Here is a 24885-nt window from a genome sequence, read left to right on the forward strand (position 1 = left end):
TCCTTCCATGCGGTATGCATGGAAGGATGACCCATTTAGTTAAATTTTATTCATTTTCTTAACTTGATGGCTATGGCGATCTTCGCTGCTTTTTTCATATAGGAGGTAGATAAGATGAGTGAAAAATTTAACGAACAATTTGACGGGTTATTAGAGAAATACACGGAACTATTACTTGGAGAGAGCAATGAAGAGAGAAAAGAACAGGTACAGAAGTGGGCACTGTATTCTTACATAGCGAAGACGATGCCGGCTTTAGTGAAGCACTGGAATGAGACTTATCCCGATGCGAAAGAAGAGATGGTGCAGTTAATTACTGATATTAAAAGGCTGAATGAAGAAAAGAGAAATGAACAATAAAAAAAAACTTGGGATAAATATAATCTCAAGTTTTCTCTATTAATATCCTCATATAATTTACATGGAATATAAAGGATTTTATAAGCATGTCGAATATTTTCGGCATGCTTATTTTGTGCCTATTAAACTCTATTTTTCTAAATGTCGAAAAATATTTCAGGCATATTTATAAGCGAGAATATAGGTTTTTAAATGTTTTTATAGTATTTTATAAATTATCTAAATAATTATTTGTATCCAATAATTTTAAACAATGATATAATTTCGAAGAGGGGTAAAAAACAGATAAATCAAGTCATAGGGGTGAATTACATGGAACAATTAATGCGAAATTCGTTTCTTTTCTTATCTAAAAATAAAGCGCTAACAAAACTGGCTAAAAAGTACGGTTTACGCTTTGGTGCAGGTCGCTTTGTCGCAGGGGAGACAATTGAATTAGCGACAGCAGCTATTAAACAATTAAACAAGCAAGGACTTTGTGTAACAATCGATTATTTAGGGGAGTTCGTTGATAATGAAGCGGAAGCAAATGAAATGGCTAACCAATCGATTGAAGCAATCCGTGCTATTGGAAGAGAAGGTTTGGATTCGCAACTTTCTTTAAAGATGACTTCTATGGGATTAGATATCTCTGATGAAATTGTAATGAACAATATGCGCCGCATTTTAGAAGCTGCAAAAGAAAATGGTGTATTCGTTACAATTGATATGGAAGATTATACACGTTGCGGAAAGACAATCGATATCTTTAAACAATTAAAATCTGAGTACGATAATATCGGTACTGTTATTCAAGCTTACCTATATCGTACAGAAAAAGATATTGAGGATTTAAATGCTTATAATCCTAATTTACGTCTTGTAAAAGGGGCTTATAAAGAACCTGAAGAAGTGGCGTTCCCGGACAAGAAAGATGTAGATGACAATTATAAAAAGATTATTAAGATGCACTTATTAAATGGAAATTATACTGCAATTGCTTCACATGACGAAGCGATTATTGAATATACGAAAAAACTTGCCGAAGAACACAACATTCCAAGGGATCAATTTGAATTCCAGATGTTATATGGTATTCGCAATGAGCGTCAACTTGAGCTAGTAAAAGAAGGTTACAAAATGCGTGTTTACGTACCTTATGGAAACGACTGGTATGGCTACTTCATGCGTCGTCTAGCAGAGCGTCCAGCAAACGTTGCGTTCGTATTAAAAGGTATGGTTAAAAAATAACCAAGGAGAAAATACTCCTTGGTTATTTTAATTGCTGAAATGCGTAATGTGCCATTTTCTTCGTATCAGGATACAGTTGCTTGCGAGTAGAAGATAATACAACATTAATGACGCGTTTACCGTCTTTCTCATCTACTGTTACGACTGTATATTTTCCGAGTGCTGATAGACCGCTTTTACTTCCAATTGCATATGGATCGTCATATAGTTCTTCTCGTCCATAGTTTGCAATCTTTGGAGAGCGTTCTGAAGTATGTAGAGTTGTACGCGTTGAATTCATATATTCTAAAACAACTGGGTACTTTAATGCTTCTTTCGTAATTATAGCAATGTCATATGGTGATACTTTGTTTCCTAGTGCATCAGCACCACTTGCGTTTTTGAAAGTCGCATGCTTTGTACCAAGTTCCTTCGCTCTAGCATTCATCATTTTTACAAATTCATTTTTTGATCCTGCGATATGTTCTGCGATGGATTCAGCTATTGGATCTGCACTAATGATAAGCATCAGTTTTAATGCCTCATCACGTTTTAACTTTTCCCCAGCACGAAGTTTAATTTTCTTACTTTGACTTTCTGTTTTAATTGCGTTTTCTGTAACTGTAATTTCCTCATCCTCTTTTACATTCTCTAGTAAAAGAAGCGTTGTCATCATTTTGGCTATACTAGCCGGATAAGAGCGTTCGTCTTCTCGTTTGCCATACAAAATTTCACCTGTGTCTGCATCGATTGTAATCCCGTATTGCCCAGTGATGCTAGGTTGATCGGCTCTTACAGCTTGTTGTCTTTGTGCGTAAGAGAAGAAAATCATCCCTGTAAATAGTGTGGCAATCATTACAATCATAACTATTGTTCGTTTCATTATAATTCCCTCATTTGTTACAAATAAATTGGGCAGAAAAAGCAGCCATTACCCATTATGCCACGTTCTCTGCCCAAAAATATAGCGTTATTTTTCGCCCATATTATGCTTCTTATATTGTTGGTTATTACCTTGACGTCCTTTTTCCACGCCTCGATCAGTTGGTCCAGCGTTTCCTGTCACACTTGCTGCGCTAATTCCAGCCTTTGAAGGGTTCTTCTTAAGTTTTGCCATATATATTCCTCCAGTTTCGTCAGATTATAAAAAGGGAAAGTGTATTTTAGTGAAGAAAATACATATATAGCATGGGCAAATAAAAGAAAAATATTTATTTCAGAAAATTTTATCAATAAATATATTGCGAAAATTTAAACAGTATCATATATTTATTAGTAGAGGCTCACTCATTGATTGCGACTTATGTCGAAAAATTGAATGAGCATTCATTCAAGAATAGGGGGAGAATTGGATGTTCCAAATTAAAAAGGCTGCTGTTCTAGGTTCAGGCGTAATGGGTTCAGGAATTGCGGCACACTTAGCTAATATTGGTATTCCGACATTATTGCTTGATATTGTACCACCTGCGCTTACGAAAGAAGAAGCGAAGGGACTTACATTAGAACATAAAAGTGTGAGAAATCGTTTTAGTAATACTGCACTACAAAAACTATTAAAGCAAAAACCAGCTCCTCTGACAGTGAAAGGAAATTTAGCACTGATTGAAGCAGGTAACTTAGAAGATGACCTTGAGCGTCTAGCTGATGTAGATTGGATTATTGAAGTAGTAGTTGAAAACTTAGATATTAAAAAGAAACTATTTGAAAAAGTAGATGCTGTTCGTAAACCGGGTTCTATCGTAAGCTCGAATACGTCAGGCATTTCAGTTGAAAAAATGGCAGAAGGTCGTTCAGACGACTTCCAGAAACACTTCTTAGGAACACACTTTTTTAACCCACCACGATATTTAAAACTTCTAGAGGTAATACCGACGAAAGAAACTGATCCACAAGTATTAAGCTTCATGAAACTATTTGGCGAAGACGTTCTTGGAAAAGGCGTTGTTATCGCGAAAGACACACCAAACTTTATTGGAAACCGCATCGGTACGTATGGTTTATTAGTAACTCTTCAAGAGATGGTAAAACGCGGCTATAGCATTGGGGAAGTTGATTCTGTAACAGGCCCACTTATTGGTCGTCCGAAGAGCGCAACGTTCCGTACATTAGATGTTGTCGGTTTAGATACATTTGTACACGTTGCAAATAACGTATATGAAAACGTACAAGAAGAAGAGCGCGATGTATTTAAAGTACCAGCTTTCATGCATGACATGCTTGATAAAAAATGGCTTGGAAGCAAAACAGGTCAAGGCTTCTTCTTAAAACAAGGAAAAGAAATTCTAGAATTAAATCCAGAAACAATGGAGTACGAAGCTCGCAAAAAATTAAAAGCTGCATCGATCGAGTTAAGTAAACAAGAAAAAGGTTTATCGAATAAATTGAAAGCGCTTGTATACGCGAAAGACCGCGCAGGAGAGTTGTTATGGAACATCATTACACCAACTCTTTTATACTCTGCAAAACTTCATAAAGAAATTGCTGACGATATCGTTGCAATTGACCAAGCGATGAAGTGGGGCTTCGGCTGGGAGCAAGGACCGTTTGAAGTTTGGGATGCAATTGGCGTTGAAAAGTCCGTTCAAAAGATGGAAGAAAACGGCGTAGTTGTTCCGACTTGGGTGAAAGAAATGTTAGAGAAAGGTTTCACTACTTTCTACAAACATGATAACGGAGATAGCTACTATTACGATAATGGCGAATATAAGTTAATTGAGCGTAATAAAAAGGCCATTTCTCTTAAACAATTAAAAGCGAAAAACGGCGTATTAAAGAAAAATAGTGGAGCGAGCTTAATCGATTTAGGCGACGGCATCCTTTGTTTAGAATTCCATTCGAAGAGCAATGCAATCGGTATGGATATTACGCAAATGATTAACTACGCTGTTGATGAAGTAGAAAAGAATTATAAAGGTCTTGTTATCGGTAACCAATCGAAGAACTTCTGCGTTGGTGCGAACTTAGCAATGATCTTAATGGAAGCACAAGACGACAACTACTTTGAAATTGAGTTAGTTGTGAAAAACTTCCAAGATGCAATGATGAAAATTAAATACTCTTCTAAGCCAGTTGTAGCAGCGCCATATGGTATGACGCTTGGCGGAGGTACAGAAGTTTGCTTACCAGCAGCGAGCATTCAAGCTTCTAGTGAAACGTATATGGGCTTAGTAGAAGTTGGTGTTGGCTTAATCCCTGGCGGAGGCGGTAATAAAGAGCTATACATTAAACACTTAAATAAAATGGCAAACGGCGTAGAATTTGATCTACAAAAAGTTGCAAATAAAGTGTTCGAAACAGTCGCAATGGCGAAAGTTTCAACTTCAGGACAAGAAGCGGTTTCTCATAACTTCTTAGGTGATAAAGACGGTATTAGTGTGAATGGTGATCACTTACTATACGATGCGAAACAGAAAGCACTTGCTTTATATGAAGCTGGTTATAAAGCACCGATTCGTAAAAAGATACCGGTTGTTGGTGAAACAGGATATGCAACTCTTGCACTTGGTGCAGAAGCAATGCATTTATCTGGTTACATTTCAGAGTACGACCTTCATATTGCGAAGAAACTTGCATATGTCATCGCAGGCGGAAAAGTGCCGTACGGAACAGAAGTTGATGAGCAGTATTTATTAGATGTAGAACGTGAAGCATTTATTAGCTTAGTAAGTGAGATGAAATCACAAGCAAGAATGCAGCACATGCTTGTAAAAGGAAAGCCATTACGTAACTAATAACGAGGGGAGATATCGTTCATGAGAGAAGCTGTCATTGTTGCGGGAGCAAGAACACCAATTGGAAAAGCAAAGAGGGGTTCATTAAAAACAGTTCGTCCTGACGATTTAGGGGCGTTAGTAGTAAAAGAAACGTTAAAGCGTGCGAATTATGAAGGACCAATCGATGATTTAATTTTCGGTTGTGCGATGCCAGAAGCAGAGCAAGGTTTAAATATGGCTCGTAATATCGGCGGATTAGCAGGACTTTCTTACGATGTTCCAGCTATTACAATTAACCGTTACTGTTCTTCAGGTTTACAAAGTATCGCTTACGGAGCAGAGCGCATTATGCTTGGGCACTCGGAAGCGGTATTATCAGGCGGAGCGGAATCAATGAGTTTAGTTCCAATGATGGGACACGTTGTTCGTCCGAATAGTCGCCTTGTAGAAGCAGCTCCAGAATATTATATGGGTATGGGACATACAGCAGAGCAAGTTGCTGTGAAATATGGAATTTCTCGTGAAGAGCAAGATGCATTTGCAGTAAGAAGTCATCAACGTGCTGCGAAAGCATTAGCTGCAGGGAACTTTGCTGATGAAACAGTACCTGTAGATGTAACGTTACGTACTGTTGGAGCAAATAACAAACTGCAAGAAGAAACAATCACTTTCACGCAAGACGAAGGTGTAAGAGCTGAAACGACGCTAGACATTTTAGGGAAATTACGTCCAGCATTTAACGTTCGCGGTTCTGTAACAGCTGGTAACTCTTCACAAATGAGTGACGGGGCAGCATCTGTACTATTAATGGATCGCGAAAAGGCAGTGAGCGATGGCATGAAGCCACTTGCGAAATTCCGTTCATTTGCAGTAGCTGGCGTACCACCAGAAGTAATGGGAATTGGCCCAATCGCTGCAATTCCAAAAGCGTTAAAACTAGCTGGCTTAGAGCTATCTGATATTGGCTTATTCGAACTAAATGAAGCATTCGCTTCTCAATCGATCCAAGTTATTCGTGAACTTGGTTTAGATGAAGAAAAAGTAAACGTAAACGGCGGTGCAATCGCACTTGGACATCCACTTGGCTGTACAGGAGCAAAACTAACACTATCTCTTATTCACGAAATGAAACGCCGCAACGAACAATTCGGTATCGTAACAATGTGTATCGGCGGCGGAATGGGAGCAGCGGGAGTGTTTGAATTACTATAAAAAGTGGAAGCGGCTTGCTCAGAATGTGAGGGGATGGAGCTTCAGACGTAGAGGCGCTCTTTGCCTCGTAGGAAGAAGCTAAACCACCGAACATTCTAGCCGCTGGAACTGGATTAGATAAAAAGTGCAGGTGGCTTGCTCAGAACAGGAGGGCGTTGGAAGCCCTGACGAAGAGGCGCTTTTTGCCTCACAGGAAGGGGTGAAACGACCGACTGTTCTAGCCACTGGAACTGGATTATAAAAAAAGTGGAAGCGGCTTGCTCAGAACGAGACGTCACCAATGCAAAGAATGGAAGCAACAAAGGTTTATAAAAAATAAACGGGAGAGCCAGCTTCTTTCAAAATGAGAGAAGCGGCTTATGAAAATATGAGGGAGGAAATTTTCATGGAAAAAACAGTAGGAAGTGCGGTTAAAGGCGGTAGCTTTTTAGTAGATGAGATTACGATTGATCAAGTGTTTACGCCAGAAGATTTTTCATCTGAGCATAAAATGATTGCAAAAACGACAGAGGACTTTATCGTAAATGAAGTTCTTCCAGAGCTTGAATATTTAGAGCAACATGAGTTTGATCGTTCTGTTCGTCTTTTAAAAGAAGCTGGGGAACTTGGTTTATTAGGCGCTGACGTACCAGAAGAGTACGGCGGAATTGGTCTTGATAAAGTAAGCTCAGCGTTAATCGCAGAGAAATTCTCTCGCGCTGGTGGTTTTGCAATTACTCACGGTGCTCACGTAGGTATCGGATCTTTACCAATCGTGTTATTCGGTAACGAAGAGCAAAAGAAAAAGTATTTACCATTACTTGCAACTGGTGAAAAATTAGCTGCATACGCATTAACAGAGCCAGGTTCAGGATCTGACGCATTAGGTGCAAAAACAACGGCACGTTTAAATGCAGAAGGTACACATTACGTATTAAATGGTGAAAAACAGTGGATTACAAACTCTGCATTCGCTGACGTATTTATCGTATACGCAAAAATTGATGGAGAGCACTTCTCAGCATTTATCGTAGAGAAAGACTACGCTGGTGTATCTACAAGCCCAGAAGAAAAGAAAATGGGTATTAAATGTTCGTCAACTCGTACGTTAATTTTAGAAGATGCGTTAGTACCGAAAGAAAACTTACTTGGTGAAATCGGTAAAGGTCATATTATCGCATTCAACATTTTAAATATTGGTCGTTATAAATTAGGTGTTGGTACAGTTGGGTCTGCGAAACGTGCAGTAGAAATTTCAGCACAATATGCAAACCAACGTCAACAGTTCAAGCAACCAATCGCTCGTTTCCCATTAATTCAAGAGAAACTTGCGAATATGGCAGCAAAAACATATGCAGCTGAAAGCTCTGTATATCGTACAGTAGGCTTATTCGAAAGCCGAATGAGCACATTATCTGAAGAAGAAGTAAAAGACGGTAAAGCAGTAGCAGCTTCTATCGCTGAATATGCAATCGAGTGCTCTTTAAACAAAGTATTCGGTTCTGAAGTACTAGACTATACAGTAGATGAAGGTGTTCAAATTCACGGTGGTTACGGATTTATGGCAGAGTACGAGATTGAAAGAATGTATCGCGATTCTCGTATTAACCGTATTTTCGAAGGAACGAATGAAATTAACCGCCTAATCGTACCAGGTACGTTCTTACGTAAAGCGATGAAAGGTGAATTACCACTTCTTCAAAAAGCACAAAAATTACAAGAAGAGTTAATGATGATGATGCCAGAAGAAGTAGGCGATGAGCCATTAGCACTTCAAAAATATTTAGTAAATAACGCGAAGAAAATCGGCTTAATGGTAGCTGGATTAGCTGCTCAAAAATACGGTAAAGCATTAGATAAAGAGCAAGAAATTCTTGTGAATATCGCTGACATCGTAAGCAACTTATACGCAATGGAGTCAGCTGTTCTTCGTACAGAAAAAGCAATTAAAACAACTGGTCTTGAAAAGAATAAACAAAAAGTGTTATACACTGAAGTATTCTGCCAAGAAGCATTCAACGAAATCGAAGCACATGCGAAAGAAACACTTATCGCAGTTGAAAACGGCGACATGCTACGCATGATGTTATCATCATTACGTAAATTAACTCGCCACACACCACTTAACGTAATTCCGAAGAAACGTGAAATTGCTGCGAAAATTTTAGAAGATGAGCGTTATACAGTTTAATACCTTTAAAGAACAGTAGTCGTTTATACGGCTACTGTTCTTTTTTCTGAAAAAATGAAATTTTTAGTGGCATAAAACTAATACCATTAGTATAATAAAACTAATGATATTAGTTTTCGTGAAGAGGGAGATGGGAATATGAGAATGATGCATGAAAAAACGGTATATCAATTGTCATTTTTGCCAAGAGTGTTTCCTGTGAATTGTTACTTTGTGGAGGAAGAAGATGGTTTAACTTTAATTGATGCTGCTTTACCATATAGCGCAAAAGGGATCTTGCAGGCGGCTGAGAAAATAGGAAAACCAATTACGAATATTGTATTAACACATGCGCATGATGATCACATCGGTGCATTAGACGCATTAAAGGAAGTAATTCCTCATGTTCCAGTCTATATTTCTAAGCGGGACGCAAAGCTGTTAGAAGGAGATACGACATTACAAAAGGATGAACCAAATACGCCAATAAAAGGCGGTGTACCTAAAAAGATAAAAACGGTACCTGATATTTTATTAGAAGATGGTGACCGAGTTGGATCGCTGCTTGCTATTGTGACACCGGGACATACACCGGGCTCCATGTCGTTTCTTGATATAAGAAATAAAGCTCTTATTGTTGGGGATGCATTTCAAACAAGAGGAGGTACGGCTGTTTCGGGACAAATGAAATTTTGGTTTCCGTTTCCTGCGATGGCAACGTGGAGTAAAGAAATATCATTACAAAGTGCAGAAAAGTTAAGAGAATATGAGCCTTCCTTACTTGCGGCAGGACATGGGAAAATGATAAAGGATCCAGGTGCTATTATAGAGCTTGCTATTAAGGAAGCGAAGCGGAATATAGAAAGTAGAAAAGAGGGTTAATTTATGTCACCGAGAATCGGACTTACATTACAGAAAATTGTAGAAACAGCAGCAGAAATTGCAGATACAAATGGAATACAAGAAGTAACGTTAGCTTCATTAGCGCAAACATTAGGGGTACGTTCACCCTCGCTATACAATCATGTGAAAGGTTTACAAGATGTACGGAAACATCTTGGTATTTACGGAATCAAACAGCTGTATAACAAACTGGAAGAAGCGGCCGAGGGTAAACGGACGTATGAAGCAATTCATGCTTTAGGAGAAGCGTATGTAGCATTCGTACGTAAACATCCTGGACTGTATGAAGCAACTTTTTTACGAGATGAAGAAGTAAGAAAAGCAGGTGACGGAATTGTAAAGCTTTGTCTTCAAGTTTTACAACAGTACGGCTTAGAAGGAGAGAATGCACTTCATGCGACACGTGGATTCAGAAGTATTTGTCATGGATTTGCGTCGATTGAACAGCAGGGCGGATTTGGTCTGCCATTAGATTTAGATACAAGTTTACATGTATTGTTGGAAACGTTTATTAAAGGATTACGTGGAATGAGAGAGTGAATAAGAGGAGAAAAACATGAATTTGTCGCTGAGCATGCTTTTTATATAGTAGGCTTTGATTTGCTGGAGGGACAATGACAAAAGGATGTGAAGTGAAATGTTTGCAGGACATTTTGGCTTAGCGGCAGTAGTAAAAGCCAAATCACCTAAATTACCACTTTGGGTTCTCATGTTAAGCTCACAATTGTTGGATGTCATTTTTTTGCCACTTTATATTTTAGGAGTAGAGACAATTGAACCTATTAATAGGAATAGTTATGGTGAAGCAATCATTCATGCGGATTACACACACTCTTTAATAGGAGCACTGTTTATTGCTTTTGTTGCAGGAATAGTCGGTACGAGGCTGTGGGGAAAGCGAAATGGCTTTGTTATTGGAGCTGTAGTTTTTAGTCATTGGATTTTAGATTTACTTGTGCACCGTGCTGATTTGCCGTTACTTCCGGGCAATTACGGGGATTTACCTATGCTTGGTTTTGGATTGTGGAGATTTCCGGCTATTAGTATCATATTGGAATGTATTCTTATTGCGATAGGTGGTATATTATATTTCCGTTTTATCGTTTCAAGTGCGGGCGAACAAAAGAAATTTATAGCAAGAATAATCGGCGGGTTGGTAGTTATATTATTAATTTTTTCGTTGCTCATCAGTATAGTGTCTTGAATATGGATAGCCGGAAACCTTAGAAGCGATTCTAAGGTTTTTTAGTGCGTATGAGTCCAAAAGATTAGATGAGAAAGAGCCTCTAGTGGTTTAGAGGCTTTTTCTTGTTAAATGATATTATTTTGCAGGTTTGAAAAATGTATATATTGCTAAGAAAAAGCAAACGAAGCCGAATACGAAGGGATCTTGATAGGGACTAGGCTCAGAGCCCTTCTGGATTTCTGTAAGGAAGTCGTGTGTTTTCATGTTCATTGCTCCTTTAACTAATAAGTTTTATATGATGCGAGGGTTATAGTGGATAGTAAATATTTTTTTGAAATTTCATATAATAATTATTGCATAGCAATTCTATTCCTAAAACTATAAAATATAAAGTTTTCATAATATGTAAAATTGCATATTATTCTTTTTGTAAAATTTGTTATATTATCTTTATATTTAAATTAAGGGATTTTAATGGGATAAATGAGAATAACTGGAGGGATACTGTGAGTAAAACAGTGATAGAAGCGTATAGTGTGGAAAGAAAAATCGAGAATATAGCATATAAAAATCTATTTGTAATGATAGCAATGATTATAGGGATTTCGCTCCTAGGAGGATTATTTCTTGGTTTAGCCTTTGAGATTTATGGAGAAGAAGCATTAAGTACTAAATTAGAAGGATATTATTTACTCTTATTCGATGCAATTGTTGTTGCTATCGTTTTATTAGCTTATAAACCAGTTCTTCATTTTATTAAATACATTTGGGATGTATCCGTTTTGAAGAATGGGAAGACATATTTATATCTATTAATTGGTTTTATTATCATTGCAGTATCACAGTATTTAATGTTACATGTGTTTAGTTTTGAAAGTGCAGCAGAACAAAAGGAACAATTAGGAGGTTTAGGACTTCGAAATAGCATACAAAGTATTATATATGTGTTAAGTATTGCTATCATTACGCCGGTTAAAGAAGAAATTCTATTTCGGGGTATTTTATATCGATTTTTAGAAAAGAAATATAATTTTTTAGTTAGTATCATTATCTCTTCCTTCATTTTTGGACTTATTCATGGGGGGCTTCTAATTACAGCAACGATTATGGGAATGGTATTTGCAATGTTATACAAAAAGACGCAATCTATTATACCTAGTATTATTTTACACATTGTATGGAACTTACTTGTGAGTATAAGTATGATTGTATCTCTATAAAAATAAATACATAACCAGTATAAAAGGTGAATAGCTTAGCTATTCATCTTTTATTTTGTATGCACGTGAAAAAGTTAATTCATGTATACAATCAAAAAATAACTAAATACTAACAGTGAACGAATAAAGAAAGGTAGGAGTATCCTATGCAAAACTTAACAGAGCTTGAAGTAGAAAACTTACGTCATTTAATTGGTGGACACGCAACAATTATTAACAAGTTGGAGCAGTATGCACAGACGTGTACAGATCCACAACTGAAACAAATGCTACAAAAAGATGCGCAAGATGCACGAAATACGAAACAACAATTAATGACTTTCTTAGGATAGGAGGAAGCGAAAGATGAATGAAAAAGATATGGTAAATGATTATTTAGCAGGATTAAATGCAAGTTTAACAAGTTATGCAAATTATATTGCTCAGTCTGATAATGAACAGTTACACCAAACGTTAATCCAAATTCGTAATCAAGATGAAATGCGCCAACGTAATATGTATGAGTATGCAAAGCAAAAGAGTTATTACAAACCGGCAGCACCTGCAAATCCGATGATTGTACAACAATTAAAAAGCCAATTAAGTGCGGAATAACAGGAAAAAGAAAACGAGCGAATCTATTCGCTCGTTTTCTTTTTGTATATGTCAATAAATACATAATAAATATTTTTCCAGTTGTAACAAATATGACGAAAATGGAATATAACAATTCACAAAAAGGACAAAAACTTTGCTCAATATTTCACAAAGTATCCATGGTTTCTATCGTGGGAATCTCTATAATTAGGGGTGTAAAGAACAAAAGAAATAGATTATATGATCAATTAGGAGAGATTGCTATGAAAAGACATACAAGAAAAATTGCAATTATCGGTACTGGATTAGTTGGATCAAGTTGTGCATATTCCATTGTCAATCAAGGCATTTGCGAAGAGCTATTATTAATTGATATAAATCATGAACGTGCAGTTGGGGAAGCAATGGATTTATCACACTGCATTAACTTTACAAATACAAGAACAAAAGTATATGCAGGAAGTTATGAAGACTGCAAAGATATGGACATTGTTATTATTACAGCAGGACCAGCGCCAAAACCAGGGCAAAGTCGCTTAGATACTTTAGGAGCAAGCGCAAAGATTATGGAAAGTGTTGTTGGCGGTGTAATGGAAAGTGGATTTGATGGTATTTTCTTACTTGCATCGAACCCAGTTGATATTATTACATATCAAGTTTGGAAATTATCTGGATTACCTAGAAATCGTGTGATCGGTACTGGTACATCACTAGATTCTTCTCGCTTACGAACAATTTTATCTGAAATGTTACATGTAGATCCTCGTAGTATTCATGGGTATTCATTAGGAGAACATGGTGATTCTCAAATGGTTGCTTGGTCACACGTAACTGTTGGTGGAAAACCAATTCTGCAAATATTAGAAGAACAAAAAGAACGATTTAGTGAAATAGATTTAGATGAAATCGTTGAGAAGACTGCAAAAGCCGGATGGGAAATTTATAAACGAAAAGGTACTACTTATTACGGAATCGGAAATTCTCTAGCATATATTGCAAACTCAATCTTTAACGATGATCACCGTGTCATTGCTGTATCAGCTATTTTAGATGGTGAGTATGGTGAATATGATATTTGTACAGGAGTGCCAGCTATTATTACTAGAGATGGTATAAGAGAAATTGTAGAACTAAATTTAACAGAGGATGAAGAATCTCGATTCGCAAAATCAAACGACATTTTACGTGATTATATGAAAACAATTGGCTACTAACTTATAGGAGAAGGTGAAACAAATGAAGGAATATATAATGTCTCGTGTATTTAAAGCATCAGCTGGAATCGCACAAGGTATTTTCGTATCCCTTGGAATTGGTTTACTAATCGAAAATATAGGAAGAATTGTTGATATTCCGTTGCTTATTACAATCGGAGTTGTTGCAAAATCACTTATGGCACCAGCCATTGGTGCCGGAATTGCTTTTATGCTTGGTGCAAACGGTCTTGTAATCTTCTCAGCTATGGTAGCTGGAGCGATTGGTGCCGGATCCATTTCAATTACTGAAGCAGGTCTAATTATTAAAACAGGTGAGCCAATCGGTGCATTATTAACAGCGACTTTAGCTGTATATATTGGTAAACGTTTAAGTGGAAAAACTGCGTTAGATATGATGCTCGTTCCATTTGCGGCAATATTAGGTTCTGGTTTAGTCGGCATTTGGTTATCTCATAATATTACTCCTGTTTTAAATGCAGTTGGAGCATTCATTAAAGATAGTTCAGCTGGTAGCCCGTTTATCGCTTCTATCGTCATTGCAGTCGTTTGGGGACTATTACTTATCTCACCAGCTTCATCAGCTGCGTTAGCGATCGCACTTAGCTTAGACGGTGTTGCAGGTGGTGCTGCTCTTGCAGGCTGCGTTGCTCAGTTTATCGGATTCTCTGTCATCTCAGCGAAAGAAAATAATTTAGGTGGCATATTAGCTCAAGCACTTTGTACTCCGAAAGTACAGTTGCCAAATATTACTAAAAACCCAATAATTCTCGTCCCAACTGTCGTCGCCAGTGCAATAGTTGGTCCAGTATCCGCATTAATTTTCCAACTGGAAGCAGGAAAAGAAATTGCAGGTCTTGGATTAAGTTCTCTTATCGCACCAATTAATTTAATTTCCAGCGAAGGATGGGAAGTTGTCCCAGCGATGGTAATCACTTATATCGTCATTCCAGTAGCTGTTTCTTATATACTTTACATTGCTCTTAAAAAAGCAGGTCGTATTCACTCTGGTGATATGACTGTACCGCAATCTTAACTTGAAAATCTCCTTTTATATAGAGAAAAGCAGACTGAGAAGCCACAGTCTGCTTTTTACATTTTATGATTTTGTTTTACTGGAACACGTACGGTTTCTTTTGCTAATAAAAGCTGAACGCCGAAGTAGAGTATGCTTGCAAGCGTCATTCCAGAAATGGCGTCTACAAATGCGTGTTGCTTCGTAAATAGCGTTGATAAAATAATAAGCGTACCGAAGAAGGTAAGAATGTAATATTCAAAAGCATGTTGTTCTCTACGTCTAAAGGCAGCTAACATAATGATAAAGGTAGTAAGAACGTGAATGCTAGGGAAACAGTTCACCGGTTGATCGATACTATAAATATAGCGGACTAGTTCGGAAAATACGTCTGTTCCAACGACGGTTGGACGTGATACAGTTGTCTGCCAAAAATAATAAATAGAAAAACAAGCAAGTTTTCCAAGAATGATACTACTTAAAGTGACATAATATTGTTTTCGATCTGCAAAGCAGTAATAAATAAGTGCGCCGTATAAGTAAGGAAACCAAATTAAATAAGGAATAATAAATGCTTTCACAAATGGAATCCAATCATCTACTACAGTTGTGACATCTACTGCGTGTACAGTCGATTTATTTAATACATCGTAAAGGGGACTTACGAGTACGAGTAGAAGTATATAACTTAACGGAAGAAAAGATGAAAGTTTAAATTTCTTCATGATAATCTCCTATGTTTAGTAATGTAAGTAAATTCAATTGATTATAATATAGAAACGTAATTTGGGCTATCGATTTTGCTTACATTTTCTTGAATGAACCTTACGTTTTTGTCACTTGACTGAAAAGAAGGGGAGGGTGCTGAATGAAGCGTTTATCGTATTTCTTAGTTTTTATATTCATATGCCTAGCGAGTGCTGGGTGTGCAAAGGATAAAGAAGGAGAGAAATTAGAATATAACGGAAGAGCACTCGTAATTGGAGTTGTTGGAGAAAAACCGAAAGATACGTTTAGGAATGTAAAGTTTGAGGAAATAAAGTTAGAGGAACTGGAAAAGAAATCTAAGGAAGTAGATGGTTTTCTAATAATGAAAGATCACTTTCAAGAAGCCTCAACAGAGCAATATAAAAATGTATTTTCATCACTAAAGAAACCGGTATTTTTTATCGGTTTACAAGATAAATCATATTCGATTTTTATTACAAAAGGGATAGAGTATAACAGTGCCCGAAAAGATATAAATGCGATGTATACGCAAGGGTTTGCAAATATCGGAAGTGGTGAAGGACAACAATGGGCAGTTGGTTTATCTAATGGCGGAAATACAGAAGAAAGTATTCATAATATGTATATCGTCGTATTTCAAACAATTGCAGATTATTTGAATAGATGAGGAAGAAGCCTGTAAACAAGGTTTCTCCTTTATTTTGCATTCAGGAATTGGTTATATAATGGTCCAAATGATTCCATTTTTATGAGGTTACTAGTAGGGCTTTTTTATTAACAGTAATTCCTCAATATACACGAAATATGCAAATATGCATATTGTATTTATTTAGAATTTTTGTATGTTAAAATTAAATATAGAGATTTTTATATGTAATGAACTAAAATTAGAAATATCCAATGAATTTTGAGAGGTGTTACATGTTTAAAAATAAGAAATTAATTCGATTCGGTCTAACATTACTTGTATGTTTATTTGTAATTGATTTTACAATCAGTTATTTTCAAACATATCTTGAATCAGCGGCAGGTATTAAATGGGCAGTATCAGAAACTTGGAGAACTATTTTGTTAGATGCCCCTGAAAGTATATTGGTTATTTTAGGCGCAATTGCTTTATATGATTTCACAAAAGAAACATCGCCAAAAGACGCATCTATTTAAATGCGTCTTTTTTATTTCATGCAATTAGCAATTTTGTGGATGGTAGTCTTGCTATCAATGATAGAGCATTATGCCATACAATGAAGATAATATTAGAAATTTATGGGGATGATTACGTTGAGGGAATTTTTAATTAGTTATGCTGCAAGCCTGCTTACTTTTACTATTATATGGTTCTTAATACCGTATATTTCGGATCCTAGTTATTCTAACGAGAATGGTTTACCTAACATAGTTGGATTTATTGTAATTCTCATCATATTTGGTAGTGTATTAGATCTTGTAGCTTGCCTAATTGGAGAAGTGTTATACAGGAACATAAAACAATGTAGGAAGTTTCGAGTTGGAATTCCTGTATTTATTGGACTATCTCTTATCTATATATTTATACTCTCTCTTTTTACTATTACTAGTGCATATGCTTCTAGTTTAGTTGCACCTATTATTATGGGTTCCTTAGCTTTTTATGTAGTACGTAGAAAAATATAATTAACCTCAGCTAACGATAATGATGTAAATAAGCTAGTGGCGATTCCGCAAAGAGTTTAAATAAACTACGAAAAAGTAGAAAAGTATACATTTCTGCTTTAATAAAGGATACGTTTACCTTTAGATTGATGATAAAAAAGAAGTGCTCCTGTTTCTAAGCAAGGGCACTTCTTTTTATATTTCAGTCAGTAATTTGAATTTCATATTCTCAGGAGCAGTTACTTTTGCTTTATTGATGATAGGCTTAATAACTTTTTTATGGGCTCACTACTACGGTCAAAATCGTTAGTTCCTTTCATCTGTACGCCTTTGTCATGTAAAGTGTTTCCGGGTTTTGTGACTATAGGCTGAACTGGTTAAATAAACGTTTGTTTAAGATATATGTTCGGAGAGTGATAAGAGAAGAATCTAAAAAAATTTATATATTTATTTTTTCTTAACAAATGGCGGAAAAATAAGAAAAATTCGCAGGATTATTAAAAATTATCACGAAATAAGTAAAAGTTTAGCGAATAATGGTTTGAAATAATAAAACGTTTTCTATATGATAAAGGTAAAGGTTAGTAAAAAAGTAGGTGAATTTATGACAGTAACATTTTATTCATATCCAAAGTGTGGCACATGTCAAAAAGCAAAGAAATGGTTTGAGGCAAACGATGTAGCATATGAGATGATTCATATTGTTGAAAATCCACCATCAAAAGAAGATTTACGTAATTTACATGAAAAAAGTGAATTACCATTAAAAAAATTCTTTAATACAAGTGGAATGCGTTACCGTGAACTTGGTCTGAAAGATAAGTTAAAAGATGCAAGTGAAGACGAAATGTACGAGCTTTTAGCATCTGATGGCATGTTGATTAAACGTCCAATTGTAACAGATGGAACGAAGGTAACACTTGGTTTTAACGAAGAGCAGTTTGAAAGTGTGTGGAAAAAGTACCAATAAGGTATTTTTACATAATTAATACATTCACTGGAGGTACAGTCATGAGCATTCCAAATAATTTACGTTACTCTGAAGAACACGAATGGGTAAAAACTGAAGGTAATGAAGTTGTTATCGGTATTACTCACTTTGCACAAAGTGAGCTAGGCGATATCGTATTCGTTGAACTTCCAGAAGTAGGTGCAACAATCGAAGCTGACGAGCCATTCGGAAGCGTAGAATCTGTTAAAACAGTTTCTGAATTATACGCACCTGTAAGCGGTAAAGTTGTAGCAGTAAACGAAGAATTAAGTGACCAACCAGAACTTGTTAACGAATCTCCATACGAGGGTGCATGGATGGTTAAAGTTGAACTTTCTGATGCAAGCCAAGTTGAGAAGTTATTAACTGCTGAAAAATATGCAGAAATGACAAACCAAGACTAATTATAGTCGACTGAAGGACAGCCTTTGTGCTGTCCTTTTTTATTTTGTGTTACATAATGCATTTAAAAACGAGCGCAAATGAATAAGCTATTATGGGAATGAATGTTTTTCGATAAGGTTTCATGGGGCTTTGTAATCTGAACGAGCCGCTTGCGCTTTTCATTATGATCCAGCTCCAGCAGCTAGATTGTTCGGTGGCTTCGCTTCTTCCTGCAAGGCAAAAAGCGCCTTTACGTCAGAAGCTCCATCCCCCTCACAATCTGAACGAGCCGCTTGCGCTTTTCTTTTGCAAAAATAAACAGGAAACAACATGAAAATAACGAATATACTATATACTAAGTTAAAGGTTGTATAGTATATGGTGATCGGGTGATGACATATGATTTATGTAGAAAAAGTCATTATTGTAGAAGGTACATCAGATAGAAGAAAGATTGAATCTATTATTCGTGAACCGGTGGAAATTGTTTGTACAAATGGTACAATTGGTTTGTCGAAAATGGATGAGCTCGTTGATCAGTTTTTTGATAAGGAAGTGTATGTGCTAGTGGATGCTGATGATGCTGGAGAAAAGTTAAGGAAACAGTTTCGAAAAGAATTTCCGCAAGCAGAGCATATTTATATTGATCGCTCGTACCGGGAAGTGGCAACAGCGCCATCTTCACACTTAGCAAATGTATTATGGGGAGCTGACATTGACGTTTATACAGAATATTTACGGTAAGGAATGATAGAAGTGATTGACTGGACAGGAGCCGAAGCTAAAGCCCTAATAGAGAATGAAGAAAAAACAGTGTTATATGTATATACTCCAATGTGTGGAACATGCCAATTAGCAAAAAAGATGTTAACAGTCGTTGAGATGACAATTGAAGATTTGAAAATTGGGATGTTAGATTTAAATTATGCTCCGCATTTCGCGAAAGAGTATGGAATTGAAAGTGTACCGTGTTTACTTGTTTTTGAAAATGGGACACTCATGAAGAAGATATATGCATTTCATTCGGTTGAATATTTATATACGGAATTAAAGTAGGCGGCAAAGTTTTTGCCGCCTCGACATATTTCTTGGGAAATATGTCGAGATGCAGGGTGGTTACAGTATTTGTCGAGCGAAAGTAACAGGATTGCTCTTGAGTGAGAGGGAATGGTATGTAATAGAAAGTGATATGAAGGATGTGATTTAGAGTGGAATTATATTCTTTGCTTCAATCATTTGTAAATTACGCTAATGGTCAATATCATTTAGAGCCGCTTTTAAGACAAGGAGAAAAAACTGTTAATTTCCGCTTTGGAGATGAAAGTTGTTCGTTACAAATTTCAAGAGATTATATAGAACTGTTGAAAGAAGAAAGAGGAACGGAGCAAATCGTTTGTGTAGATGAAGAAGATGTAAAACAATTGGTGAATGGCAATGTACGATTGCAAACGTTAATGGACGATGGACGTATACAATATTCGGGAACGTATCGAACGATGTTATTAATTGAATCGATGTTTCATATATGTAAACCAATGTCAGTAGGTGCTTAAAATTCTGAAGTTTCGTTTTTTACGAAAATTTCTGTTGACATGGTGTGTGGATATTGATACAATTCAATTCATAAAATATAGACAATTTCATAAATTACAAATCAGACGAAAATGTAATCTGATTTCTCTTATCAAGAGAGGTGGAGGGACTGTGCCCTGTGAAGCCCGGCAACCGTCAACTTATGTTGAAATGGTGCCAATTCCTGCAAAGCAAATGCTTTGAGAGATGAGAGAGAGGGATAATGTTGTTATATACGCATATAAACCTTTCTGCTTCTCTAAAGCGGAAAGGTTTTTTTGTTGTTTGAATGTGGAGGACATTCAAATAATAAAAGTAATGATAACGGTGGGCTATACGCATCAAAAATAAAAAATTGCGGAGTCGACCTAAACAAAAAAGGGGTGATACACCATGATTCTATTAGAGAATGTAAAGAAAATATATAAAGCAAAAAGCGGTGATGTCACTGCTGTAGATAATGCCAATTTAAAAATAGAGAAAGGTGAAATATTTGGTGTTATCGGATATAGTGGCGCTGGAAAAAGTTCTTTAATTCGATTATTCAATCAGTTGGAGAAACCAACTTCAGGTCAAATTACAATTGCGAATCGGGTCATTTCAGCGATTACAGGAAGCGAACTTCGTAAGGCAAGACAAGAGATCGGAATGATTTTTCAACACTTCAACTTACTTTGGTCACGAACTGTACGTGAAAATATTGAGTTCCCACTTGAAATTGCAGGTGTTGATAAGGCGAAGAGAAGAAAACGCGTTGATGAGCTAATTCATCTTGTTGGATTAGAAGGAAGAGGAGACGCGTACCCATCTCAGCTGAGCGGAGGACAAAAGCAACGCGTTGGGATTGCAAGAGCGTTAGCTAACAATCCGCAAGTACTTTTATGTGATGAAGCAACGTCAGCTCTTGATCCAGAAACGACAGATCAAATTTTAGATCTATTATTAGATATTAATAAACGTCTCGGTTTAACGATTGTACTCATTACACACGAGATGCACGTAATTCGAAAGATTTGTAATCGCGTTGCGGTAATGGAGAAAGGAAAGATTGTAGAAACAGGTCCAGTACTTGATGTGTTCCGTAATCCGCAACAAGACATTACGAAACGATTTGTACAGCAGTTAACGGATTCTGAAGATACAAATGAAACGATTGAAAGTTTAATTGAGAAATATCCAGATGGTAAAGTAGTTCGTTTGCAGTTTATCGGTGAAGCGGTAGAAAGACCAGTGCTTCAAAGATTGATGCAACGCAGTGATATAGAAGTTAGCATTTTGCAAGGAAATATTGCACAAACGAATAACGGCTCTTACGGTAGTTTAGTTGTTCATTTAAATGGTGAGGAAACAGCGATTCAGCAAGCAATAGAGGGAATACATCAAGATCAAGTAGAGCTGGAGGTGATTGCACATGGATAAATTACTCACAAATGTTGATTGGAATCAAATGTTAGCAGCAACGGGTGAAACGTTATATATGACGGCAATCGCAGCTCTTGCCACATTTGTTTTAGGACTCATTTTAGGATTGTTACTCTTTATGACAGCGAAAGATAATTTATGGGAAAACAAAGCGGTTAACACGGCGATTGGAGCGTTCGTAAACATTTTCCGCTCGATACCGTTCATTATTTTAATCATTTTATTAATCCCATTCACAAAGATTCTGCTTGGAACAATTCTTGGAGCGAGTGCAGCACTTCCAGCTTTAATTATTGGAGCGGCACCGTTTTACGCGAGAATGGTTGAAATCGCCCTTCGTGAAATTGATAAAGGTGTAATTGAAGCTTCAAAAGCGATGGGAGCAAAAACAAGCACAATTATTTTGAAGGTGTTAATTCCAGAATCGTTACCAGCATTAGTATCTGGTATTACGGTTACGACAATTGCTTTAGTAGGCTATACAGCAATGGCGGGAGTTGTTGGTGCTGGTGGTCTTGGAACACTTGCTTATTTAGAAGGATTCCAACGAGGAAATAACGACGTAACAATCGTTGCGACAATTTGTGTATTACTAGTTGTATTTTTCATTCAGTGGATTGGTGATCGTGTAACGACTCGAATAGATAAACGATAATAAAAAACGGGAGGATGTTTCAAATGAAAAAATTATTACTGACAGCACTGATTTCAACTTCAATTTTTGGGTTAGCTGCTTGTGGCGGGAAAGATAACGATGAAAAGAAACTAGTTGTTGGTGCTTCTAACGTACCGCACGCTGAAATTTTAGAAAAGGCAAAACCGTTACTTGAGAAAAAAGGAATTGAATTAGAAGTGAAAAAATTCCAAGACTACGTATTACCAAATAAATCGTTAGCGGATAAGGATTTAGATGCAAACTACTTCCAGCACATTCCGTATTTAGAAAAAGAAATGAAAGATAAAAAATATGATTTTGAAGTAGCAGGAAAGATTCATTTAGAGCCAATTGGTGTATACTCTCAAAAATATAAGAGCTTAAAAGAACTTCCAGACGGAGCGACAATTATTATGAGTAATTCAGTTGCTGATCATGGACGTGGTTTAGCAATTTTACAAAAAGAAGGCATTTTAAAAATTAAAGATGGGGTGGATCCAGTTAAAGCAACTCCAAAAGATATCGCGGATAATCCGAAAAACTTAAAATTTAAAACGGATATTGAGCCTGGTTTATTACCACAGGTGTATAACAATAAAGAAGGCGACGCGGTTTTAATTAACTCGAACTATGCAATTGATGCGAAGTTAAACCCAGAAAAAGATGCAATTGCAATTGAAAGTAATGATTCACCATACGCAAACGTAGTAGCTGTTCGTAAAGGCGATAAAGATAAGAAAGAGATTAAAGCTCTTGTAGAAGTATTACATTCTAAAGAAATCGAAGACTTCATTAATAAAGAATATAAAGGGGCAGTTGTTCCTGTAAAAGAATAATTGCTGTAAAAGGGCTGGTGTATGCCAGCCTTTTTTATAACTACATAATTATACGGGAGAAGGGGACATCATATGAAAAAGATTCTATTGTCAGTTGTTACAGCGTTGTCTGTATTTACATTAGCTGCTTGCGGAGGGAAAGAGGAGAATAAGCTTGTTGTGGGAGCTTCTAACGTACCGCACGCTGTTATTTTAGAAAAGGCACAGCCGATATTAGAGAAAAAGGGAATTAAATTAGAAATTAAAAAATTCCAAGATTATGTGTTGCCAAATAAAGCGTTAGCGGATAAGGAAATTGATGCGAACTACTTCCAACACATTCCTTATTTAGATAAAGAAATCCAAGAAAAAGGATATAAAATTGTAAACGCGGGAAAAATTCATTTAGAGCCAATGGGTATTTATTCGAAGAAATATAAAAGCTTAAAAGACTTACCAGATGGCGGGACAGTGATTATGAGTAATAACGTAGCGGAGCGTGGCCGTATGCTAGCACTGTTACAAAAAGGCGGCGTTATTAAACTAAAAGACGGAGTAGATGTTGTGAAAGCAACAGTAAAAGATGTTGTAGAAAATCCGAAAAACTTAAAGTTTAAAACAGATGTAGAGCCTGGGCTTTCACCAAAGTTATATGAAAATAATGAAGGTGATGCATTATTTATTAATTCAAACTATGCAATTGACGCAAAATTAAATCCAACAAAGGATGCGATTGCGATTGAAGGATCAGACTCTCCGTATGCAAATATTATTGCAGTTCGTAAAGGTGACGAGAAGAAAAAAGAAATTAAAGAGCTAGTAGAAGTACTGCATTCAAAAGAAATTCAAGATTTTATTAATAAAGAATATAAAGGTGCTGTACTTCCGGTAAGTGAATAAATATAAGGAAAGGACTGGAAAATTACCAGTCCTTTTTTCTTTATATAAATAAGAAGAAAGGTGTATCATAGAAAGATGTGAAGGAAATACTTATATACATTTGTGAAAAAATTGTTACTTTTTTTCGTCGTTTGCGATATCATTTTATTTGATATAAAATTAGAATGAGAATAAAATGAGAATATGAACGTTTTAGGAATTTTTAAAATGTATATATAGGATTAATGGAGGTATTGAGATGGCTGGTTCTACATTAACGGTTAAAGACTTACACGTATCAATTGATGGCAAAGAAATTTTAAAAGGTGTAAACCTTGAAGTAAAAGGTGGAGAAATCCACGCAATTATGGGACCTAACGGAACAGGTAAATCAACTTTATCTTCTGCAATTATGGGTCACCCAAAATATGAAGTAACAGAAGGTAGCATCATCATCGACGGTGAAGATGTATTAGAAATGGAAGTAGATGAGCGCGCACAAGCAGGTCTATTCCTAGCAATGCAATATCCAAGTGAAATTAGCGGAGTAACAAACGCTGACTTCTTACGTTCTGCAATTAACGCACGTCGTGAAGAAGGCGATGAAATTTCTCTTATGAAATTTATCCGTAAATTAGATAAAAACATGGAATTCCTAGAAATGGATCCAGAAATGGCACAACGTTACTTAAACGAAGGTTTCTCTGGCGGTGAGAAAAAACGTAACGAAATTCTTCAATTAATGATGATTGAGCCAAAAATCGCAATCTTAGACGAAATTGACTCAGGTCTTGATATCGATGCATTAAAAGTTGTATCTAAAGGTATTAACGAAATGCGCGGCGAAGACTTCGGTTGCCTAATGATTACGCATTACCAACGTTTATTAAACTACATCACTCCAGACTTCGTTCACGTTATGATGAACGGTCGTATCGTTAAATCTGGTGGACCTGAGCTTGCACAACGTCTAGAAGCTGAAGGTTACGACTGGATTAAAAAAGAATTAGGTATTGAAGACGAAACAACAGAGCAAGAAGCGTAAGAGA

General features: G+C 36.4%; 30 protein-coding genes and 1 riboswitch. Of the genes, 26 read left to right on the plus strand and 4 right to left on the minus strand.

Going from position 1 to position 24885, the window contains the following annotated elements; all coding sequences use genetic code 11:
* Positions 1-114 precede the first annotated feature (114 nt).
* Both PDQ33_RS19340 and PDQ33_RS19345 read left to right on the plus strand, forming a co-directional pair.
* Positions 115-360 carry a YusU family protein gene (locus PDQ33_RS19340; protein WP_001290594.1) on the plus strand — a complete coding sequence of 82 codons (246 nt, stop codon included), beginning with the start codon at positions 115-117 and terminating at the stop codon, positions 358-360.
* A 312-nt stretch (positions 361-672) separates the two neighbouring features.
* Positions 673-1590 (plus strand): proline dehydrogenase family protein, encoded by a 918-nt coding sequence (locus tag PDQ33_RS19345; RefSeq protein ID WP_000436772.1) that lies wholly within the window; start codon positions 673-675, stop codon positions 1588-1590.
* Positions 1591-1612: 22 nt separating this feature from the next.
* On the opposite strand, the gene PDQ33_RS19350 is transcribed toward PDQ33_RS19345, so the two are convergent.
* Both PDQ33_RS19350 and PDQ33_RS19355 read right to left on the minus strand, forming a co-directional pair.
* Positions 1613-2452: a D-alanyl-D-alanine carboxypeptidase family protein gene (locus PDQ33_RS19350; protein ID WP_000831472.1), complete on the minus strand. Its 840-nt coding sequence runs from the start codon at positions 2450-2452 to the stop codon at positions 1613-1615.
* An 87-nt stretch (positions 2453-2539) separates the two neighbouring features.
* A complete protein-coding gene (locus tag PDQ33_RS19355; RefSeq protein WP_001096347.1) occupies positions 2540-2686 on the minus strand; it encodes a YuzL family protein in 147 nt (48 codons plus the stop codon).
* Between the two features lie 235 nt (positions 2687-2921).
* On the opposite strand from PDQ33_RS19355, the gene PDQ33_RS19360 reads away from it, so the two are divergent.
* From PDQ33_RS19360 to PDQ33_RS19410, 11 genes are all read left to right on the plus strand, one after another.
* On the plus strand, positions 2922-5300 hold the full coding sequence (locus PDQ33_RS19360; RefSeq protein ID WP_270756461.1) for a 3-hydroxyacyl-CoA dehydrogenase/enoyl-CoA hydratase family protein: 2379 nt from the start codon (positions 2922-2924) through the stop codon (positions 5298-5300).
* Positions 5301-5321: 21 nt separating this feature from the next.
* Positions 5322-6494: an acetyl-CoA C-acetyltransferase gene (locus PDQ33_RS19365; protein WP_001206325.1), complete on the plus strand. Its 1173-nt coding sequence runs from the start codon at positions 5322-5324 to the stop codon at positions 6492-6494.
* A 385-nt stretch (positions 6495-6879) separates the two neighbouring features.
* Positions 6880-8664: an acyl-CoA dehydrogenase family protein gene (locus PDQ33_RS19370; protein WP_000416296.1), complete on the plus strand. Its 1785-nt coding sequence runs from the start codon at positions 6880-6882 to the stop codon at positions 8662-8664.
* A gap of 138 nt (positions 8665-8802) precedes the next feature.
* Positions 8803-9525: an MBL fold metallo-hydrolase gene (locus tag PDQ33_RS19375; protein WP_061131768.1), complete on the plus strand. Its 723-nt coding sequence runs from the start codon at positions 8803-8805 to the stop codon at positions 9523-9525.
* Between the two features lie 3 nt (positions 9526-9528).
* Positions 9529-10086: a TetR/AcrR family transcriptional regulator gene (locus PDQ33_RS19380; RefSeq protein WP_061131767.1), complete on the plus strand. Its 558-nt coding sequence runs from the start codon at positions 9529-9531 to the stop codon at positions 10084-10086.
* A 97-nt stretch (positions 10087-10183) separates the two neighbouring features.
* Complete coding sequence (locus PDQ33_RS19385; protein ID WP_061131766.1) at positions 10184-10750, plus strand: hypothetical protein; 567 nt, start codon at positions 10184-10186, stop codon at positions 10748-10750.
* A gap of 488 nt (positions 10751-11238) precedes the next feature.
* A complete protein-coding gene (locus PDQ33_RS19390) occupies positions 11239-11952 on the plus strand; it encodes a CPBP family intramembrane glutamic endopeptidase (RefSeq protein WP_270756464.1) in 714 nt (237 codons plus the stop codon).
* Between the two features lie 146 nt (positions 11953-12098).
* Entirely contained in the window at positions 12099-12284 is a 186-nt protein-coding gene (locus PDQ33_RS19395) for a hypothetical protein (RefSeq protein ID WP_001180555.1), read from the plus strand.
* Positions 12285-12297: 13 nt separating this feature from the next.
* Positions 12298-12546, plus strand: a complete 249-nt coding sequence (locus PDQ33_RS19400) for a spore coat protein (RefSeq protein WP_001002987.1) — start codon at positions 12298-12300, stop codon at positions 12544-12546.
* Between the two features lie 245 nt (positions 12547-12791).
* Positions 12792-13742 (plus strand): L-lactate dehydrogenase, encoded by a 951-nt coding sequence (locus PDQ33_RS19405; RefSeq protein ID WP_061131765.1) that lies wholly within the window; start codon positions 12792-12794, stop codon positions 13740-13742.
* Between the two features lie 22 nt (positions 13743-13764).
* The gene (locus tag PDQ33_RS19410; protein WP_000666167.1) at positions 13765-14778 is read left to right on the plus strand and encodes a PTS transporter subunit IIC; all 1014 of its coding nucleotides are present in this window, start codon (positions 13765-13767) and stop codon (positions 14776-14778) included.
* Between the two features lie 56 nt (positions 14779-14834).
* Here the strand turns inward: PDQ33_RS19410 and PDQ33_RS19415 are convergent, their stop codons facing one another.
* Complete coding sequence (locus PDQ33_RS19415; RefSeq protein ID WP_061131764.1) at positions 14835-15482, minus strand: phosphatase PAP2 family protein; 648 nt, start codon at positions 15480-15482, stop codon at positions 14835-14837.
* Between the two features lie 143 nt (positions 15483-15625).
* On the opposite strand from PDQ33_RS19415, the gene PDQ33_RS19420 reads away from it, so the two are divergent.
* The 5 genes from PDQ33_RS19420 (at position 15626) to gcvH (ending at position 18513) form a co-directional block, all read left to right on the plus strand.
* Complete coding sequence (locus PDQ33_RS19420) at positions 15626-16153, plus strand: hypothetical protein (RefSeq protein WP_061131763.1); 528 nt, start codon at positions 15626-15628, stop codon at positions 16151-16153.
* Positions 16154-16407: 254 nt separating this feature from the next.
* Complete coding sequence (locus PDQ33_RS19425) at positions 16408-16650, plus strand: DUF3937 family protein (protein WP_000475829.1); 243 nt, start codon at positions 16408-16410, stop codon at positions 16648-16650.
* Between the two features lie 117 nt (positions 16651-16767).
* Positions 16768-17139, plus strand: a complete 372-nt coding sequence (locus PDQ33_RS19430) for a hypothetical protein (protein WP_001206595.1) — start codon at positions 16768-16770, stop codon at positions 17137-17139.
* A gap of 583 nt (positions 17140-17722) precedes the next feature.
* On the plus strand, positions 17723-18088 hold the full coding sequence (locus tag PDQ33_RS19435; RefSeq protein WP_000218967.1) for an arsenate reductase family protein: 366 nt from the start codon (positions 17723-17725) through the stop codon (positions 18086-18088).
* A gap of 41 nt (positions 18089-18129) precedes the next feature.
* Positions 18130-18513: a glycine cleavage system protein GcvH gene (gene gcvH / locus PDQ33_RS19440; RefSeq protein WP_000026900.1), complete on the plus strand. Its 384-nt coding sequence runs from the start codon at positions 18130-18132 to the stop codon at positions 18511-18513.
* Positions 18514-18675: 162 nt separating this feature from the next.
* On the opposite strand, the gene PDQ33_RS19445 is transcribed toward gcvH, so the two are convergent.
* Positions 18676-18825: a hypothetical protein gene (locus PDQ33_RS19445; RefSeq protein WP_001974357.1), complete on the minus strand. Its 150-nt coding sequence runs from the start codon at positions 18823-18825 to the stop codon at positions 18676-18678.
* A gap of 67 nt (positions 18826-18892) precedes the next feature.
* On the opposite strand from PDQ33_RS19445, the gene PDQ33_RS19450 reads away from it, so the two are divergent.
* From PDQ33_RS19450 to sufC, 8 genes are all read left to right on the plus strand, one after another.
* Positions 18893-19237 (plus strand): toprim domain-containing protein, encoded by a 345-nt coding sequence (locus PDQ33_RS19450; protein WP_000640869.1) that lies wholly within the window; start codon positions 18893-18895, stop codon positions 19235-19237.
* Positions 19238-19240: 3 nt separating this feature from the next.
* Complete coding sequence (locus PDQ33_RS19455) at positions 19241-19549, plus strand: thioredoxin family protein (RefSeq protein WP_074543853.1); 309 nt, start codon at positions 19241-19243, stop codon at positions 19547-19549.
* Positions 19550-19701: 152 nt separating this feature from the next.
* Positions 19702-20046, plus strand: a complete 345-nt coding sequence (locus PDQ33_RS19460) for a hypothetical protein (protein ID WP_046198702.1) — start codon at positions 19702-19704, stop codon at positions 20044-20046.
* Positions 20047-20171: 125 nt separating this feature from the next.
* Positions 20172-20279, plus strand: a riboswitch (SAM riboswitch).
* 179 nt (positions 20280-20458) lie between these two features.
* Positions 20459-21484, plus strand: a complete 1026-nt coding sequence (locus PDQ33_RS19465) for a methionine ABC transporter ATP-binding protein (protein WP_000601777.1) — start codon at positions 20459-20461, stop codon at positions 21482-21484.
* On the plus strand, positions 21477-22142 hold the full coding sequence (locus PDQ33_RS19470; protein WP_061131761.1) for a methionine ABC transporter permease: 666 nt from the start codon (positions 21477-21479) through the stop codon (positions 22140-22142). Before PDQ33_RS19465 ends, PDQ33_RS19470 begins: the two co-directional genes overlap by 8 nt.
* A gap of 23 nt (positions 22143-22165) precedes the next feature.
* Positions 22166-22978: a methionine ABC transporter substrate-binding lipoprotein MetQ gene (metQ, locus tag PDQ33_RS19475; RefSeq protein ID WP_000735115.1), complete on the plus strand. Its 813-nt coding sequence runs from the start codon at positions 22166-22168 to the stop codon at positions 22976-22978.
* A 72-nt stretch (positions 22979-23050) separates the two neighbouring features.
* Positions 23051-23857, plus strand: a complete 807-nt coding sequence (gene metQ, locus PDQ33_RS19480; protein ID WP_000722401.1) for a methionine ABC transporter substrate-binding lipoprotein MetQ — start codon at positions 23051-23053, stop codon at positions 23855-23857.
* 238 nt (positions 23858-24095) lie between these two features.
* Positions 24096-24881: a Fe-S cluster assembly ATPase SufC gene (gene sufC, locus PDQ33_RS19485; protein WP_000929157.1), complete on the plus strand. Its 786-nt coding sequence runs from the start codon at positions 24096-24098 to the stop codon at positions 24879-24881.
* Positions 24882-24885: the final 4 nt, after the last annotated feature.

It is taken from the genome of Bacillus cereus group sp. Bc031 (genome assembly GCF_027716265.1).
GTDB lineage: Bacteria > Bacillota > Bacilli > Bacillales > Bacillaceae_G > Bacillus_A > Bacillus_A paranthracis.

Coding starts and splice junctions, on each gene's coding strand:
- PDQ33_RS19340 (WP_001290594.1), top strand. CDS start 115: ATGAGTGAAAAATTTAACGAACAATTTGACGGGTTATTAGAGAAATAC.
- PDQ33_RS19345 (WP_000436772.1), top strand. CDS start 673: ATGGAACAATTAATGCGAAATTCGTTTCTTTTCTTATCTAAAAATAAA.
- PDQ33_RS19350 (WP_000831472.1), bottom strand. CDS start 2,452: ATGAAACGAACAATAGTTATGATTGTAATGATTGCCACACTATTTACA.
- PDQ33_RS19355 (WP_001096347.1), bottom strand. CDS start 2,686: ATGGCAAAACTTAAGAAGAACCCTTCAAAGGCTGGAATTAGCGCAGCA.
- PDQ33_RS19360 (WP_270756461.1), top strand. CDS start 2,922: ATGTTCCAAATTAAAAAGGCTGCTGTTCTAGGTTCAGGCGTAATGGGT.
- PDQ33_RS19365 (WP_001206325.1), top strand. CDS start 5,322: ATGAGAGAAGCTGTCATTGTTGCGGGAGCAAGAACACCAATTGGAAAA.
- PDQ33_RS19370 (WP_000416296.1), top strand. CDS start 6,880: ATGGAAAAAACAGTAGGAAGTGCGGTTAAAGGCGGTAGCTTTTTAGTA.
- PDQ33_RS19375 (WP_061131768.1), top strand. CDS start 8,803: ATGAGAATGATGCATGAAAAAACGGTATATCAATTGTCATTTTTGCCA.
- PDQ33_RS19380 (WP_061131767.1), top strand. CDS start 9,529: ATGTCACCGAGAATCGGACTTACATTACAGAAAATTGTAGAAACAGCA.
- PDQ33_RS19385 (WP_061131766.1), top strand. CDS start 10,184: ATGTTTGCAGGACATTTTGGCTTAGCGGCAGTAGTAAAAGCCAAATCA.
- PDQ33_RS19395 (WP_001180555.1), top strand. CDS start 12,099: ATGCAAAACTTAACAGAGCTTGAAGTAGAAAACTTACGTCATTTAATT.
- PDQ33_RS19400 (WP_001002987.1), top strand. CDS start 12,298: ATGAATGAAAAAGATATGGTAAATGATTATTTAGCAGGATTAAATGCA.
- PDQ33_RS19405 (WP_061131765.1), top strand. CDS start 12,792: ATGAAAAGACATACAAGAAAAATTGCAATTATCGGTACTGGATTAGTT.
- PDQ33_RS19410 (WP_000666167.1), top strand. CDS start 13,765: ATGAAGGAATATATAATGTCTCGTGTATTTAAAGCATCAGCTGGAATC.
- PDQ33_RS19415 (WP_061131764.1), bottom strand. CDS start 15,482: ATGAAGAAATTTAAACTTTCATCTTTTCTTCCGTTAAGTTATATACTT.
- PDQ33_RS19420 (WP_061131763.1), top strand. CDS start 15,626: ATGAAGCGTTTATCGTATTTCTTAGTTTTTATATTCATATGCCTAGCG.
- PDQ33_RS19425 (WP_000475829.1), top strand. CDS start 16,408: ATGTTTAAAAATAAGAAATTAATTCGATTCGGTCTAACATTACTTGTA.
- PDQ33_RS19435 (WP_000218967.1), top strand. CDS start 17,723: ATGACAGTAACATTTTATTCATATCCAAAGTGTGGCACATGTCAAAAA.
- gcvH (WP_000026900.1), top strand. CDS start 18,130: ATGAGCATTCCAAATAATTTACGTTACTCTGAAGAACACGAATGGGTA.
- PDQ33_RS19445 (WP_001974357.1), bottom strand. CDS start 18,825: ATGTTGTTTCCTGTTTATTTTTGCAAAAGAAAAGCGCAAGCGGCTCGT.
- PDQ33_RS19450 (WP_000640869.1), top strand. CDS start 18,893: ATGATTTATGTAGAAAAAGTCATTATTGTAGAAGGTACATCAGATAGA.
- PDQ33_RS19455 (WP_074543853.1), top strand. CDS start 19,241: ATGATAGAAGTGATTGACTGGACAGGAGCCGAAGCTAAAGCCCTAATA.
- PDQ33_RS19465 (WP_000601777.1), top strand. CDS start 20,459: ATGATTCTATTAGAGAATGTAAAGAAAATATATAAAGCAAAAAGCGGT.
- PDQ33_RS19470 (WP_061131761.1), top strand. CDS start 21,477: ATGGATAAATTACTCACAAATGTTGATTGGAATCAAATGTTAGCAGCA.
- metQ (WP_000735115.1), top strand. CDS start 22,166: ATGAAAAAATTATTACTGACAGCACTGATTTCAACTTCAATTTTTGGG.
- metQ (WP_000722401.1), top strand. CDS start 23,051: ATGAAAAAGATTCTATTGTCAGTTGTTACAGCGTTGTCTGTATTTACA.
- sufC (WP_000929157.1), top strand. CDS start 24,096: ATGGCTGGTTCTACATTAACGGTTAAAGACTTACACGTATCAATTGAT.